Raw genomic sequence first — 14,489 nt, forward strand, 5'->3', positions numbered from 1 at the left:
GGCCATTCGCGCAGCCACGCGGCCGGGTTGTCGACGATCGGGGAGGCCACGATCGTGGTGTTCGCGTCACGCGTCTGCGCCGCGTGCGAGTCGGTCAAGTTCATGCTCGAGTTCCCTTAGCTGAAAACGTTCCGCCAACGAGCGCAACGCGTCGATTTGATTCCGCAACTCGGGCCAGGTCTCGTGGGCGGCGTCGAGCTGTTCGATCACGCCCTGTACGTAGCCGACTTCGAGATGCGCATGCAGATTTTCGATGAGTTCGCGTGGCCACACGGCGGGTGTGAGCGGCTGTGTCGCGGCCGACGCGCTCACCGCCGGTAGCGCGCTCGCGTTGGCATCGGATGCAATCCAGTCGAGTGCAAGCAGTTGTGCAAGCTTGTCGAGCAGCAGATTCACCTGCAGCGGTTTCACCAGATAACCCTCGCATCCGGTCGCGCTCGCGCGATCACGGTCATCGGCGAACGCGTTGGCGGAGAGCAGAACGATGGGCGCGTTCGACAACTGATTCTCGGAGATCAGGCGGCTGGTTTCGTAGCCGTCCATCAACGGCATCGAAATGTCCATGATGATGGCGTCCGCCGTGTGCATCGCAAGCCAGCGCAGCGCATCGGTGCCGCTGGCCGCTTCAGCGACATCGAAGCCGAGCGGCTTGAGCAATTGCACGACGATGTCGCGCTGATCGTCGAGGTCGTCGACCACGAGAATGACGCGGCGCGCACCCGTATAGCCGCGAATCGACGCGAGTTCGGCGTGGGTTTCGGCCGCCGTGTCAACGGCAGGGGCGAACAGGCGTACCATGAAGCGCGTGCCGTGCCCGACTTCGCTGTCCACTTCCAGGCTGCCGCCGAGCGCTTGCGTGAGCAGCCGGCAGATCGTGAGTCCGAGACCGGCGCCGTGATCGTACGCATGGGCCGCTTCGCCGCGTTCGAACGGCAGGAACAGGCGCTCCATTTCGGCGGGCGGGATGCCGGGGCCGGTATCGATCACCTCGAATTTGAGCGTATCGAGCACGTGACTCACGCGCAGTGTGATCGTGCCGCTCGACGTGAAGCGGATCGCATTGCCGATCAGGTTAGTGAGGATCTGACTCATGCATTTCTGGTCGGTGCGTACGGTGGCGGGCAGCCGACCGACCGTCTGCACGTCGAAGGCGAGCGCTTTTTCGAGCGCTTGTGGACGTAGCATCGATGTAAGGTGCGCGACGAAATCGGCGAGGGATATCTTGGCGATGTTCAACTGAAGCTTGCCCGCCTCGATGCGCGCGATGTCGAGCAGGCCGTCGACGAGCGCGAGCAAATGCTCGCCGCTGCGATGGATCGTGCGCACGGCGTTGTAGCGCATGGGCGTGAGTTCTTCCCTCGCTTGCAGCAGTAATTGTGTGTAGCCGAGAATGCTGTTCAGCGGCGTGCGCAACTCGTGGCTCAAACCGGACACGTAACGGCTCTTGGCCCGATTGGCCGATTCCGCGGCGGCGGTCGCGCGCTTGAGCGCCGCGTCGGTTTTCTGATGCGCGTCGATTTCGAGCATCAGCAATTCGTTTTGCCGCTGCGACTCTTCCTGCGTGACGCGGCGGTTTTCGCGCTCCAGCACGAACCACCAAGCCGCGATGCAGCCCACCAGCGAGAGCGCGAAAAAGATCTTCAGAAAGCTGCCCGAAAGCGCATGGCCGATCGACGGCCCGGCGACGCTCATCGAATTCGCGCTCTGCGACCAGATCAGATAGAGCACGCTGCCCAGCACCGCGAGCATGGCGAACACGAGGCTCGCATAGTGAATGAGGCGCAGCGCGGCGGGGCCGAGTCGCGCGCCCGGCAGCACGCGATGCAGCGCACGGTCGGCCTGCGAGGCGAAGCGCGCGTGCGGCTTGCAGCGATCGTGGCAGCGCGAGTCGAGCGAGCAGCACAGCGAGCAGATGGTGCCGCCATAGGCCGGGCAGTACGCCGTATCGTCGGGTTCGAAGGTGTTTTCGCAAATCGCGCAGCGCAGCGAGGTGGCGTCGCCGGTCGGTTGCGCGGCGCGGGCAATGTAATAGCGACCGCGAGTGAGTACCGCGAGCACCGGCGCGCACGCGAACGCCGCACCGAACGCGATGAACGACGACATCGCCTTGGCGAGCACGCCAAACAGACCGCTATGCGCGAGCATCGCGACGGCGGCTGCGATCAGCATCGCACCGACGCCCACGGGATTCACATCGTAGAGATGCGCGCGCTTGAATTCGATATGTCGCGGGCTATAGCCGAGCGGCTTGTTGATGACGAGATCGGCGAACAACGCGCCGATCCACGCAATCGCGATGTTCGCGTAGAGCGACAGCACCTTGGCGATCGCATCGAACACGCCCATTTCCACGAGAAGCAACGCGATCATGACGTTGAACACGAGCCATACCACGCGGCCCGGATGGCTGTGCGTGAGCCGTGCGAAAAAATTGGACCAGGCGAGCGAGCCCGCATAGGCATTGGTCACGTTGATCTTCAACTGCGAGACGATCACGAACAGCGTCATCGCGGGCAGCGCCCAACTCGCGAGCCCCAACGGATCGAGCAGCAGATGATAGGCGACGAGGTACATCTGCGTAGGCTGGGTTGCGTGGCTGGCATCGACTTCATACTGGAGCGCAATGAAGGCGAGACATGCTCCGCCCATCATCTTGAGCGCACCGGGCACGATCCAGCCCGGCCCCGTCGAGAGCAACGCGAACCACCAGCGCGTGCGGTTCTTCGCGGTGAGCGGCGGGAGGAAGCGCAGATAGTCCACCTGTTCACCCACCTGTACGATCAGCGCGAACACGACCGTCGAGGCTTGACCGAAGGCGATCACGCTGAAAGCGCGGCCTTGCGGCGCGAAGCCCGCGAAGGTGGTCCATTGCGCGATCAGGTCGGGATGGCGCCACAGTACGGCTGCGTAGGGCAGCACGAACAATACGAGCCACAGCGGTTGCGTCCAGCTTTGCAGGCGGTTGATCAAAGTGATGCCGAACATGACGATCGGAATCACCACGAGCGAACTCACGACGTAGGCAATCGCCAGAGAAATATGGAAATAAAGCTGGAGCGCAAGCGACATGATGGCCGCTTCGAGCGCGAAAAAAATGAACGTGAACACCGCGTACAGTAGCGAAGTGACCGTCGAGCCGATATAGCCGAAGCCCGCGCCGCGCGTGAGCAGATCCATGTCCACGCCGTAGCGCGCCGCGTAATAGCTGATGGGCAGGCTCGTGAGCCAGATCAACACGGAGACGGCCGCAATGGCCCAGAGCGTGTTCGTGAAGCCGTAGTTGACGACGAGACTGCCGCCTATCGCCTCCAGCACCAGAAACGACACCGCGCCGATCGCCGTATTGGCCACGCGCAGCTCCGACCAGCGCCGGAACGAGCGCGGCGTGAAGCGCAGCGCGTAGTCCTCGAGGGTTTCGTCGCCAACCCAGGCGTTGTAGTCGCGGCGCACCTTGACGATGCGTTGCGTACCGGGCGCGCCCACTGACGGGTGACTCTGGGACATGAAGATGATCCGAAATGGTGCGAAATCGGCACGAGCGGGGCGCGAACGGCGCAATGGCGGACCACACTGCTCAGGATCGCCCTGCAATGCAAATTACATTCCAGTACGCACGCCGGGAATACGTCGATTGACGTATTCCGATCGTCAAATTGGCTTTCTACATTGCGTCCAACCTCGAACCAGCCCGCAGCGCCCAGCGCCGGGCACCCGATAAGGAGAACGTGATGTCCGCAGACGATCGACTCGATGACGATGCCCATGTGACTTCGCCGCTGCGCCGGAAAATGCTCGGCGGTCTCGCCGCCGCGCCGCTGATGGCGCTGGGCCTGCCGCGCGGTGCGTTTGCGCAAACGCCGCCCACGGCGAAGGTCAACACCACGGGCCTCGCGGTCACGGACACCACGGTGACGGTCGGCCAGCTCCACTCGGCCACGGGCACGATGGCGATTTCCGAAACCGGCTCGATCCAGGCCGAACGCCTCGCCATCGAGCAGATCAACGCGATGGGCGGCGTGCTCGGCCGCAAGGTGAGGATCATTCAGGAAGACGGCGCCTCCGACTGGCCGACCTTCGCCGAAAAGTCGAAGAAGCTGCTGGAGAACGACCACGTCGCGGCGGTGTTCGGCTGCTGGACCTCGGCCTCGCGCAAGGCGGTGCTGCCGGTGTTCGAGAAGGACAACGGCCTGCTCTATTACCCGACATTCTACGAAGGCCTCGAACAGTCGAAGAACGTGTTCTACACGGGCCAGGAAGCGACCCAGCAGATTCTCTGGGCGCTCGACTGGGCCTCGAACACCAAGAAGGCCAAGACCTTCTTCCTGATCGGTTCCGACTACATCTGGCCGCGCACGTCGAACAAGATCGCGCGCCGCCATATCGAACAGCATCTGCACGCGAAGGTGGTGGGCGAGGAGTATTACCCGCTCGGCACCACCGAATTCGCGTCGCTGATGAACAAGATCAAGCTCGCGCGCCCGGACTGCATCTTCGCGACCGTGGTGGGCGGCTCGAACGTGGCGTTCTACAAGCAGCTCAAGGCCGCGGGCATCACGCCGCAGAAGCAGTTCCTGCTGACGCTGTCGGTGACCGAAGACGAAGTGCTCGGCATCGGCGGCGACAACTTCGCGGGCTTCTATTCGTCGATGAAGTATTTCCAGTCGCTCGATAACGAAAACAACAAGAAGTTTGTCGCGGCGTTCAGGGCGCGCTACGGCCAGAAGTCGGTGATCGGCGACGTGACCCAGGCCGCCTATCTCGGCCCGTGGATCTGGAAGGCCGCGTGCGAGCGCGCGGGCAGCTTCGACGTGGACAAGGTGGTCGCACATTCGGCCGGCATCGAGGTGGCGAACGCGCCGCAAGGCTACGCGAAGGTCGATGCGAACCACCACCTCTGGAGCCGCTCGCTGATCGGCCAGGGCCAGGCGGACGGCCAGTTCAAGGTCGTCGCGCAGTCGGAGCAGCCGATCCAGCCGAATCCGTTCCCGAAAGGCTACATGTAATCCGTCAACCGCAGCGGCGCGGCGGCCGATGACGCCGCCGCGCGAGGAGCGTTCGATGTCCGCTACCGATATTTTCAACATCACGCTGATGCAGGGCTTCGCTGGTCTGAGCCTCTTCAGCGTCCTGCTCCTGATGGGGCTCGGGCTCGCCGTGATCTTCGGCCAGATGGGCGTGATCAACATGGCGCACGGCGAATTCATGACGATAGGTGCCTATACGGTCTACATGTTTTCGTGGTTTGCGCAGAACGTCTGGCACGCGCTCACGCCCGTGTATTTCTTCTTCGCGATTCTCGCGGCGTTCGCGCTGGCCTTCGCGGCGGGCTGGCTCGCCGAATGGGCGCTGATCCGCCATCTCTACAAGCGCCCGCTCGACACGCTGCTCGCCACCTGGGGCCTGAGCCTCGGCATGCAGCAGGTGTTCCGCTCGACCTTCGGGCCGAAGGAAGTGAGTCCGGCGCTGCCCGACTGGTTGATGGGTTCGTGGGAGCCCACACCCGGCCTCGACATTCCGGTGAGCGGCATGTTCGTGATGGGCCTCGCGCTGCTGATGACGGGCGGCCTGCTGCTCGCGCTCTATCGCTCGCGCTGGGGCTTGCGCGTGCGCGCCACGGTCGCGAACCGGCCGATGGCGAACGCGGCGGGCATCAACACGCGGCGCACCGACCGCATGACGTTTGCGATTGGCTGCGGCATCGCGGGCGTGGCGGGCGCGGCCTTCACGGCCATCGGCTCGACGGGACCGACGAGCGGCTCGCTCTATATCGTCGATTCGTTTCTCGTCGTGACGTTTGGCGGCGCGGCGAGCCTGCTCGGTACCGTGGCGTCGGCGTTCGGCATCGCGCAGATGCAGTCGATCAGCGAGTTCTTTCTCTCGGGCTCGATTGCGCGCGTGCTCACGCTGCTCACTGTCGTGGTGATTCTCATGCTGCGTCCGCAGGGCCTGTTCGCCTCGAAGGTGCGACGAGTTTAAGCGCTGCGGATCGCATAAGCGCGCGTTCATGCACAAGCCTCATTCACAGCTTCATTCGACTGGAGAGATGGACATGAAACCCATCCAACCCGCGGCGGGCGGCGTATCCCCGCGATCCTGCCTGGGTGCGCCGCCGGCCAGCTGGCGCGCTCGCGCGGCGCGGCTCGACGCCTCGGGCTACGCGGGCATCGTGCTGCTCGCGCTGCTGATCGTGGTCGTGTTTCCGCTCGCGCTCGACACTTTCCGCCTGAACCTGATGGGCAAGTACCTGACCTACGCGTTCGTGGCGATCGGCCTCGTGATCGCGTGGGGCTACGGCGGCGTGCTCAGTCTCGGCCAGGGCGTGTTCTTCGGCCTCGGCGGGTACGCGATGGCGATGTTTCTCAAGCTCGAAGCGTCCGACCCGGCCGCCACGCGCACGCAGACCACGCCGGGCATTCCCGACTTCATGGACTGGAACCAGCTCACCGCGCTGCCCGCATGGTGGAAGCCGTTTCATGACTTGCCGTTCTCGATACTCGCGGTGCTCGTCGTGCCGACGGCGCTCGCCTTCGTGATCGGATACGCGATGTTCAAGCGGCGCGTAGGCGGCGTGTACTTCGCGATCATCACGCAGGCGGTTGCGCTGATCCTCTCGGTGCTCATCATCGGCCAGCAAGGCTATACGGGCGGCGTGAACGGTATCACCGACCTGCGCACGCTGCTCGGCTGGGATATCCGCACCGATCACGCGAAGCTGATCCTGTACTTCGTGAACGCCGCGCTGCTGATAGGCGCGCTGCTCGCCTGCCGCTACGTTCAGCGCAGCAAGCTCGGCACGCTGCTGCTCGCGATGCGCGACAAGGAAGACCGAGTGCGCTTCTCGGGCTACGACGTCGCCATGTTCAAGGTGTTCGCGTTTTGTCTCGCGGCGATGCTCGCAGCCGTCGGCGGCGCGATGTTCACGCTGCAGGTGGGCTTCATGTCTCCGTCGTTCGTCGGCATCGTGCCGTCGATCGAAATGGTGATCTACGCGGCCATCGGCGGGCGCATGTCGCTGGTCGGCGCGGTGTACGGCGCGATTCTCGTCAATCTCGGCAAGAGCTGGTTCTCGGAGAGCTTTCCGAACCTCTGGCTCTATCTGATGGCAGCGATGTTCATCGGCGTGGTGATGGTGTTTCCGAACGGGCTGGCGGGTCTGTATGAAGAGCATGTGCGCCCGCGCGTGAGACGTCTGCTCGGTGCGGCGAACAAGGAGGCGTGAAGCATGAGCAATACCGACTTTCTGCTCGCGATCGAAGACCTGACCGTGTCGTTCGACGGCTTCAAGGCGATCGATTCGCTCAATCTCTATCTCGAACGCGGCGAGTTGCGCGTGGTGATCGGCCCGAACGGCGCGGGCAAGACCACGCTGCTCGATCTCATCTGCGGCAAGACAAGGGAAACGGCGGGCAGCATCAAGTTCCGCAACGAGGAAATCACGAATCTCGCGGAATTCCGCCGCGTGCGTCAAGGGATTGGCCGCAAGTTCCAGACGCCGTCGATTTACGAAAACCTGAGCGTGGCGCAGAACCTCGAAGTGTCGTTTCCGCGCGGTCGCAGCGTGTTTGGCGCGCTCGTCTATCGCGAGGACGCCGAAGTGGCCGATCGCGTGCGCGACGTGGCCAATGAAATCGGCCTCGCCGCCGCGCTCGATCTGGAAGCGGGGCTGCTTTCGCACGGCCAGAAACAGTGGCTCGAAATCGGCATGCTGCTTATGCAGGATCCGGAACTGTTGATGCTCGACGAACCGATTGCGGGCATGAGCGTGCGCGAGCGCGAACTGACCGCCGATCTGCTCGACCGAATCTGCCGCAACCGCTCGATGATCGTGATCGAACACGACATGGCGTTTGTGGAGCGCATCGCGCACAAGGTCACGGTCATGCATCAGGGGAAGATCCTCGCGGAAGGGCCGATGGCGCAGGTGCAGGCCGATCCGCGCGTGATCGACGTCTACCTGGGCCACTGAGTCGGCAACCAAACGACAACACGGAGAACACATCATGCTGGAAGTCGACGATCTCGTCGTCAGCTACGGCCAGAGCGAAGTGCTGCACGGCATCGGCTTTTCCGTTGCGCAAGGCGAAAGCGTGGCCGTGATGGGCCGCAACGGCATGGGCAAGACCACGCTGTTCAAGGCGCTGATCGGCATGCTGCCCGCCAATCGCGGCACGGTGCGCGTGGCCGGCGCCGACGTTTCGAAGGACGAGAGCTACCGCCGCGTGTCGAAAGGCATCGGCTACGTGCCGCAAGGACGGCAGATTTTCGCGTCGTTGACCGTCGAGGAAAACATTCAGACGGGCCTCGAGAACGCGCAGAGCCAGCGCGTGCCCGACGAACTTTACGCGTTGTTTCCCGTGCTGTTCGACATGAGAAAGCGCAAGGGCGGCAATCTCTCGGGCGGCCAGCAACAGCAACTCGCGATCGCGCGCGCGCTCGCGACCGACCCGAAAGTGCTGCTGCTCGACGAGCCGACCGAAGGCATCCAGCCGTCCGTGATCAAGGACATCGCCAAGGCGCTCAACCAGATTCGCACGAGCCGCAATATCGCCATCGTTGTCTCGGAGCAGGTGTTGAGCTTCGCGCTCGACGTGGCCGACCGCCTGTTCGTGATCGAGGGCGGGCGCTTCGTGCACCAAAGCACGCGCGATGCGGGCGACACCGACCGCATCCGCGAATACCTCTCCGTCTGAGCGCGGCGCGGCGTTCGCCCGCCGCGCCGTATGTCAATCCGCGAACTCAGGAGCGAATGCCATGCCCGAGACTCTCATCAAGGTCGATCTGAACCAGTCGGCCTACGAAAACGAACAGGTGCACAACCGCTGGCACCCCGACATTCCGATGGCCTGCTGGGTGAAGCCCGGCGACGACTTCATTCTTGAAACCTACGACTGGACCGGTGGCTTCATCAAGAACGACGACAGCGCCGACGACGTGCGGGACATCGACCTGTCGATCGTGCACTTTCTCTCCGGCCCGGTGGGCGTGCACGGCGCGGAGCCCGGCGACCTGCTGGTGGTCGACCTGCTCGACATCGGCGCGAAGGCCGATAGTCAATGGGGCTTCAACGGCTTCTTTTCGAAGACCAACGGTGGCGGCTTTCTCACCGATCATTTCCCCAGTGCGCAAAAATCGATCTGGGATTTTCACGGTGTCTATACGAGTTCGCGCCATATTCCGGGCGTGAATTTCGCGGGCCTGATTCACCCAGGCCTGATCGGCTGCCTGCCCGATCCGAAACTGCTGGAGACCTGGAACGCCCGCGAAGCCGGCCTGATTGCCACCGCGCCCGATCGCGTGCCGCCGCTCGCGAATCCGCCGTTCGCGGCCACCGCCCACATGGGCAAGCTCGTGGGCGAGGCGCGCGACAAGGCGGCCACGCAGGGCGCGCGCACGGTGCCGCCGCGCGAGCATGGCGGCAATTGCGATATCAAGGATCTGTCGCGCGGCTCGAAGGTGTTTTTCCCGGTCTACGTGGATGGCGCGGGCCTTTCGGTCGGCGACCTGCACTTCAGCCAGGGCGACGGCGAGATTACGTTCTGCGGCGCGATCGAAATGGCCGGCTGGGTGCATATGCGCGTGAATCTCATCAAGGGCGGTATGGCGAAATACGGTATTCGCAATCCGGTCTTTCAGCCCAGCCCGATCACGCCGACCTATAACGATTACCTCATTTTCGAAGGAATTTCCGTCGACGAGCAGGGTGGCCAGCATTATCTCGACGTAACCACCGCGTATCGCCAGGCGTGTCTGAACGCTATCGAGTACCTGAAGAAATTCGGTTATTCGGGCGCGCAAGCGTATTCGCTGCTTGGCTGTGCGCCGGTTCAGGGACATATCAGTGGCGTGGTGGATATTCCGAACGCGTGTGCGACCTTGTGGCTGCCCACGCAGATCTTCGACTTCGACATTCGCCCGAACGCCGACGGCCCGATCAAGCACATCCAGGGCGGCGTGGATCTGCCGTGTTCGCCGGATCTCGCGAAGGCTTGAGCGACACACTGAAATTACGCGGGAAAAGGAGGCTGTCATGCCAATCTACGAATTCGAGTGCACAAGCTGCGGGCCGTTCTTCGTCATGCGCCGCATCGCGGATCGCGAAAAATCGTGCTGCTGTCCCGACTGCGGCGCAGAAGGCGGACGCGTCGTCAGCGCGCCATCACTGGCGCTGATGGGAGGCGCGGGCCGCGCCGCACACGCGACCAACGAGCGTGCCGCGCACGTACCCCGTCAGTCGGGCGACGGGTCGCCACTGCGCCATCGCGCCGGTTGCAGTTGCTGCTCGGGCGGCGCGACGAATCTCGCAGGCACGGCGTCGGATGGCCTCCAACGGCCGGCGGGACGGCCGTGGATGATTAGCCATTAAGGTGTGCCGCGCGCGAGCCGATGCCCGGAAGCAGCGGCCGTCGCGCGCGGCGTCTACGTGTTCGAGGAGGAAGCGTTATGCGACATGGTGATATTTCGAGTAGCCGCGATTGTGTAGGTGTCGCGGTGGTCAACTACAAGATGCCGCGTCTGCACACGAAGGCGGAGGTGCTCGACAACGCGCGCCGTATCGCCGACATGGTGGTCGGCATGAAGCAGGGTTTGCCGGGCATGGATCTCGTGGTGTTCCCCGAGTATTCGACCCACGGCATCATGTACGACCGCCAAGAGATGTTCGATACGGCATCGGCGATTCCCGGCGAAGAGACCGACATTTTTTCGGCGGCGTGCCGCAAGGCCAACGTATGGGGTGTGTTCTCGATCACGGGCGAGCGCCACGAGCAGCATCCGCACAAGGTGCCGTACAACACGCTCGTGCTGATCGACAATCGCGGCGAGATCGTGCAAAAGTACCGCAAGATCATGCCGTGGACACCGATCGAAGGCTGGTATCCGGGCGACCGCACCTACGTGACGGACGGGCCGAAGGGCCTCAAGATCAGCTTGATCATCTGCGATGACGGAAATTATCCGGAGATCTGGCGCGACTGCGCGATGAATGGCGCGGAGCTCATCGTGCGCTGTCAGGGCTATATGTACCCAGCGAAGGAGCAGCAGGTGATGGTCGCGAAGGCTATGGCGTGGATGAACAACACATACGTGGCAGTGGCCAACGCAACGGGCTGGGACGGCGTGTATTCGTACTTCGGCCATTCGGCGATCGTGGGGTTCGACGGGCGCACGCTCGGCGAGTGCGGCGAGGAGGAAATGGGCGTGCAGTATGCGGAGCTGTCGCTCGTCATGATTCGCGACGCGCGGCGTAACATGCAGTCGCAGAACCATCTATACAAGCTGCTGCATCGCGGTTATACCGGCACCATTCATTCCGGCGATGGCGTGAATGGCGTCGCGGACTGTCCATTCGGCTTCTATCGCGACTGGATTGTGGATCCAGACGCCACGCGTCGCCGCGTCGAAGCGCTCACGCGTCCAACCCCTGGCACGCCGGAGTGTCCGATCGAAGGAATCCCGCACGAAGACTGAGTAGCCGCGCCTTGGACATCGGACGTTGATTGTGCGGCAAGTGCGCCGAAAAATCGCGCGCGACTGACAGGCCATTCGGTCGGAAGGGCAGCACACCGTCTCGGAAGCTCTGATTTTCAGGACGATTGAAGGGCAATGGTGCTTGATCGCCAAGGCCAAGGAGACAACGGCCACAATCCTGTTAAAAAATCAATTCGATCCCGCGTGGGTTGGCCGCTACGTCAACGAGCATGGCATTACGTCTACCGATATATTGATCAAGGTTATGTGGACTACTTTCCTTACTGGTTCATTCGTCTGGGTATATTGCTACGCACGGAATCGTCACTCGCTCGATCGCTATCGCCGCTCGATAGTAGCGATGGCGATGCGGATCAAACAAGCTGGAGAGCAAGACACAGGAAGAAACGCTCGAATCCGACGGTCGCGCGCACAGTGGCGATCCGGCAGAAAGAACTGGCAGCGCTGGCACAAATAAATTCCACTTTCTTCGGATTCCTGGAGACTTTACATAATTGTATCTCTCGTCGGGCAGACTGTAGCTGCCTTTGGCCGCTGCCTGCGCTATCTGCGGCAGAGCGCTCGTATGTATTGGCATTGTTCGCAGAATCCTGGGGGCTTATAGGTGGACTCTCCAACGTCGCTGTGTCGCTGCCGACAACTTTGGGGGCGGAAATTTGCTCGGAGATCCTTTGCCGGCAATGCCTTGCGGTCGGTATTTGATTGCCGATGGAGCATTTATGGGTAGGATCGTGGGTAGGAAGCCATCTGCGATCGAGGGAGTCTTACCTGGCGGACCTTTGCGAGCGGTGGTTGGAGTTGGCTGTCTTCCGCCACAAGGTTTTCGGACGGATTGCGCAATTGGAGTTTGGCGCAATCCATTTCCGCAAATATCGTTCTTTTCCGCAATTCCGCTACTTCGTCGGCTTCACCTTGTCGTCGAGGCGGCTGCGAACATAATGCTCGGTCATGGCGACCGAAGTGTGCCCGAGTTGCTCGGTGCTTGGCGGACGTCGCCCGTGCTATCCGTCTTATCGGTGCGGGCTTTCGCACGCAGATATCGGAATTGGAATTCGTTGTCGCCCATGCCTGCTTTTCTTCGAGCATCTCGAAACCGCCGTTGCAGGGTGTCGAGCGTCAATCGCAGGCCCTGCTCGTTAACGACCGACGCGGTGCTGACGAACTTGTATCCGGCCTTGCGGGAAAAGTCGTCGAGCGTGCGGCTGAGACGGATCGATTCAATCGGTCAAAGTTGTCATCGGCGATGGTGGTGGGCGCAACCTCTCGATGACAGGCATGCGCGCGTGATCCACCTGAATTTGCGGAGCGATTTCCTCGACGTAGTGCAATGACGAGATGCTTGACGGTGGATCACGCATAATTGCTACCAGCGAACAACTGATACATGCAGCGATAGAGGCCTTCGAGCCGATCGCGGAGAGGAATTCAATCGGCTACTTCTGCGTGTTCAATTTGCCGGCTGCATGTTCGAATTTCTGCTGTGCATCTTCGCCGTGGTATGTCACCGATTGATCGCTGCTAGTGTCGACATAGGTTTTGTTTCCTCCTGGTTCCATAGTGAACGTTCCTGCGACTTCTCGCCGGTACTCCGCAACCGGCAATAGTAATTCGTGCTCTCTGCTATTCGCTGGATTTGTCAGCGCACGATCGGTGTGGAGAACCGAGAAGACCGCCGGTTGTCCGCGCGCGATAGAGTCATTCGCGTAAGACTCCTGGCTGTTTTGCCCCACCGTATACTCGGGTGTGCCGGAGAGGAATGGACTGTTGCTACTGGATTTTGCGTGTTGCATGGCCAGCTTCTTGAACTCTTCAGTACCGAGACTTCCCGCATTTCTTGCCTGTTGAAGCGAGGCTTCGAACTTCTTGATGTTCGCCTCGGATGTTTTCACGGCTGCGGGTATCTTTCCCTGGCTGATCTTTTCCGCATTATTTTCCTTATGTTTCGCCAGCCGGTTTTTTTCCACATTGAGCTTATGCATTGCGCTTGAGATGTGTGGAATATTCACGGGATCCTGGCTGGGCAGCGGGGTTTCTTTTTCTTTCCGCACGAAACGTTTCAAGTTGTTCTGAAGCAATTCGTTGGTCGGGACGCGGCGAGGGGAAACGGACCTCGGCGGACGTTGGGCGGACGCGTCGCCCTCGCTGTGGCCTTGAATGTGTGTGGTGCCGGGCGTGCCGGAGATGCGGGTAGCATCCATTGCATTTCCTCCAAATTCGTTGACGTTGGGCCGAGCCGCCATGGTCAACTCAATCGATCGCCCGTCGTGTGGAACTGCGAAGCTGCAACCGGGGCTGCGAACTTATTGCCTGCTATTCCATGTTGCTTCGATGGCGCGTGCTGGCCGGCACTGCCTTGAGCGATGGCACGGGATGCGGCCGACGATCAGTGCCGAGCCGCACAAGCCGTTGCTGACGGCCGAATACCGGATCGCGCGCATCGCGACGGTCAAGCGCCAATTGCTGACGGCCGTCGAGGTCGATGCGTTCATCCCGGAACGTCGACGGACCCATATCGCACCAAGCGATATTCGTTGGGTTGCGCCGGACGTATTTCGGACGAGCGCGTATTGGATCGACAACAAGAAGTTGCGCGTGCTCGGGGCATGCATCGAGAGCGGCGACGCCGAATGGGATGTGCGAGGTATACCTTGCGACTCGATGCACATCATCAACATGCGCAAGGCGAGTAAGTGGGAGGTCAAGAGCTATGTCGAGCAAGCGTGAGATCGTCATGCCGACGGACGAAGCGGATGCGGCAATCATCCGCGGCATCGCGGCCGACCCCGACACGTTCGACGTGCCGGCGGAGGACTTTGCGAAGATGACGCGTGGAGGTAAGCGCGGTCGTCCGCCGCATGAAGTGCCCAAGGTGCAATTGACCGTGCGCTATGACGTCGATATCGTCGACGCCTTCAAGGCGACGGGAGAAGGTTGGCAGACGCGCATGAACGATGCGCTGCGCGAGTGGTTGAGGGAGCATCAGCCGGTGTAATCTTCGCTCG

13 protein-coding genes are annotated in these 14,489 nt (G+C 61.9%); 11 read left to right on the forward strand and 2 right to left on the reverse strand.

Annotated features, from left to right (window positions below):
• Positions 1 to 66: 66 nt before the first annotated feature.
• Positions 67 to 3,504, reverse strand: coding sequence for a hybrid sensor histidine kinase/response regulator (locus BG90_RS23770; RefSeq protein WP_025990548.1), 3,438 nt, complete (start codon positions 3,502 to 3,504; stop codon positions 67 to 69).
• Positions 3,505 to 3,728: 224 nt separating this feature from the next.
• On the opposite strand from BG90_RS23770, the gene urtA reads away from it, so the two are divergent.
• The 9 genes from urtA to BG90_RS36245 all read left to right on the forward strand — a co-directional run bounded on the left by urtA (position 3,729) and on the right by BG90_RS36245 (position 12,757).
• Positions 3,729 to 5,003, forward strand: a complete 1,275-nt coding sequence (gene urtA, locus BG90_RS23775; RefSeq protein ID WP_025990549.1) for an urea ABC transporter substrate-binding protein — start codon at positions 3,729 to 3,731, stop codon at positions 5,001 to 5,003.
• A 55-nt stretch (positions 5,004 to 5,058) separates the two neighbouring features.
• On the forward strand, positions 5,059 to 5,976 hold the full coding sequence (urtB, locus tag BG90_RS23780) for an urea ABC transporter permease subunit UrtB (RefSeq protein ID WP_025990550.1): 918 nt from the start codon (positions 5,059 to 5,061) through the stop codon (positions 5,974 to 5,976).
• Positions 5,977 to 6,049: 73 nt separating this feature from the next.
• Positions 6,050 to 7,219, forward strand: a complete 1,170-nt coding sequence (urtC, locus tag BG90_RS23785; protein ID WP_025990551.1) for an urea ABC transporter permease subunit UrtC — start codon at positions 6,050 to 6,052, stop codon at positions 7,217 to 7,219.
• 3 nt (positions 7,220 to 7,222) lie between these two features.
• A complete protein-coding gene (gene urtD, locus BG90_RS23790) occupies positions 7,223 to 7,966 on the forward strand; it encodes an urea ABC transporter ATP-binding protein UrtD (protein WP_010112036.1) in 744 nt (247 codons plus the stop codon).
• A 34-nt stretch (positions 7,967 to 8,000) separates the two neighbouring features.
• Positions 8,001 to 8,690 carry an urea ABC transporter ATP-binding subunit UrtE gene (urtE, locus tag BG90_RS23795; protein ID WP_010112035.1) on the forward strand — a complete coding sequence of 230 codons (690 nt, stop codon included), beginning with the start codon at positions 8,001 to 8,003 and terminating at the stop codon, positions 8,688 to 8,690.
• Between the two features lie 61 nt (positions 8,691 to 8,751).
• Positions 8,752 to 9,990, forward strand: coding sequence for a formamidase (gene fmdA / locus BG90_RS23800; RefSeq protein ID WP_010112034.1), 1,239 nt, complete (start codon positions 8,752 to 8,754; stop codon positions 9,988 to 9,990).
• 37 nt (positions 9,991 to 10,027) lie between these two features.
• Positions 10,028 to 10,363, forward strand: coding sequence for an FmdB family zinc ribbon protein (locus BG90_RS33755; RefSeq protein ID WP_010112033.1), 336 nt, complete (start codon positions 10,028 to 10,030; stop codon positions 10,361 to 10,363).
• A gap of 77 nt (positions 10,364 to 10,440) precedes the next feature.
• Positions 10,441 to 11,466, forward strand: coding sequence for an aliphatic amidase (locus tag BG90_RS23810; protein WP_010122418.1), 1,026 nt, complete (start codon positions 10,441 to 10,443; stop codon positions 11,464 to 11,466).
• A gap of 1,003 nt (positions 11,467 to 12,469) precedes the next feature.
• A complete protein-coding gene (locus tag BG90_RS36245) occupies positions 12,470 to 12,757 on the forward strand; it encodes a hypothetical protein (protein ID WP_157135694.1) in 288 nt (95 codons plus the stop codon).
• A gap of 163 nt (positions 12,758 to 12,920) precedes the next feature.
• On the opposite strand, the gene BG90_RS35580 is transcribed toward BG90_RS36245, so the two are convergent.
• Complete coding sequence (locus BG90_RS35580; protein ID WP_124072356.1) at positions 12,921 to 13,685, reverse strand: hypothetical protein; 765 nt, start codon at positions 13,683 to 13,685, stop codon at positions 12,921 to 12,923.
• A 172-nt stretch (positions 13,686 to 13,857) separates the two neighbouring features.
• Between BG90_RS35580 and BG90_RS23815 the strand changes: the two genes are divergently transcribed.
• Positions 13,858 to 14,211: a hypothetical protein gene (locus BG90_RS23815; RefSeq protein WP_045568415.1), complete on the forward strand. Its 354-nt coding sequence runs from the start codon at positions 13,858 to 13,860 to the stop codon at positions 14,209 to 14,211.
• Positions 14,195 to 14,479 (forward strand): BrnA antitoxin family protein, encoded by a 285-nt coding sequence (locus tag BG90_RS23820; protein WP_041282266.1) that lies wholly within the window; start codon positions 14,195 to 14,197, stop codon positions 14,477 to 14,479. Before BG90_RS23815 ends, BG90_RS23820 begins: the two co-directional genes overlap by 17 nt.
• Positions 14,480 to 14,489: the final 10 nt, after the last annotated feature.

This window comes from Burkholderia oklahomensis C6786 (assembly GCF_000959365.1).
Classification (GTDB): Bacteria; Pseudomonadota; Gammaproteobacteria; order Burkholderiales; family Burkholderiaceae; genus Burkholderia; species Burkholderia oklahomensis.

Coding starts and splice junctions, on each gene's coding strand:
- BG90_RS23770 (WP_025990548.1), bottom strand. CDS start 3,504: ATGTCCCAGAGTCACCCGTCAGTGGGCGCGCCCGGTACGCAACGCATC.
- urtA (WP_025990549.1), top strand. CDS start 3,729: ATGTCCGCAGACGATCGACTCGATGACGATGCCCATGTGACTTCGCCG.
- urtB (WP_025990550.1), top strand. CDS start 5,059: ATGTCCGCTACCGATATTTTCAACATCACGCTGATGCAGGGCTTCGCT.
- urtC (WP_025990551.1), top strand. CDS start 6,050: ATGAAACCCATCCAACCCGCGGCGGGCGGCGTATCCCCGCGATCCTGC.
- urtD (WP_010112036.1), top strand. CDS start 7,223: ATGAGCAATACCGACTTTCTGCTCGCGATCGAAGACCTGACCGTGTCG.
- urtE (WP_010112035.1), top strand. CDS start 8,001: ATGCTGGAAGTCGACGATCTCGTCGTCAGCTACGGCCAGAGCGAAGTG.
- fmdA (WP_010112034.1), top strand. CDS start 8,752: ATGCCCGAGACTCTCATCAAGGTCGATCTGAACCAGTCGGCCTACGAA.
- BG90_RS33755 (WP_010112033.1), top strand. CDS start 10,028: ATGCCAATCTACGAATTCGAGTGCACAAGCTGCGGGCCGTTCTTCGTC.
- BG90_RS23810 (WP_010122418.1), top strand. CDS start 10,441: ATGCGACATGGTGATATTTCGAGTAGCCGCGATTGTGTAGGTGTCGCG.
- BG90_RS35580 (WP_124072356.1), bottom strand. CDS start 13,685: ATGGATGCTACCCGCATCTCCGGCACGCCCGGCACCACACACATTCAA.
- BG90_RS23815 (WP_045568415.1), top strand. CDS start 13,858: ATGCGGCCGACGATCAGTGCCGAGCCGCACAAGCCGTTGCTGACGGCC.
- BG90_RS23820 (WP_041282266.1), top strand. CDS start 14,195: ATGTCGAGCAAGCGTGAGATCGTCATGCCGACGGACGAAGCGGATGCG.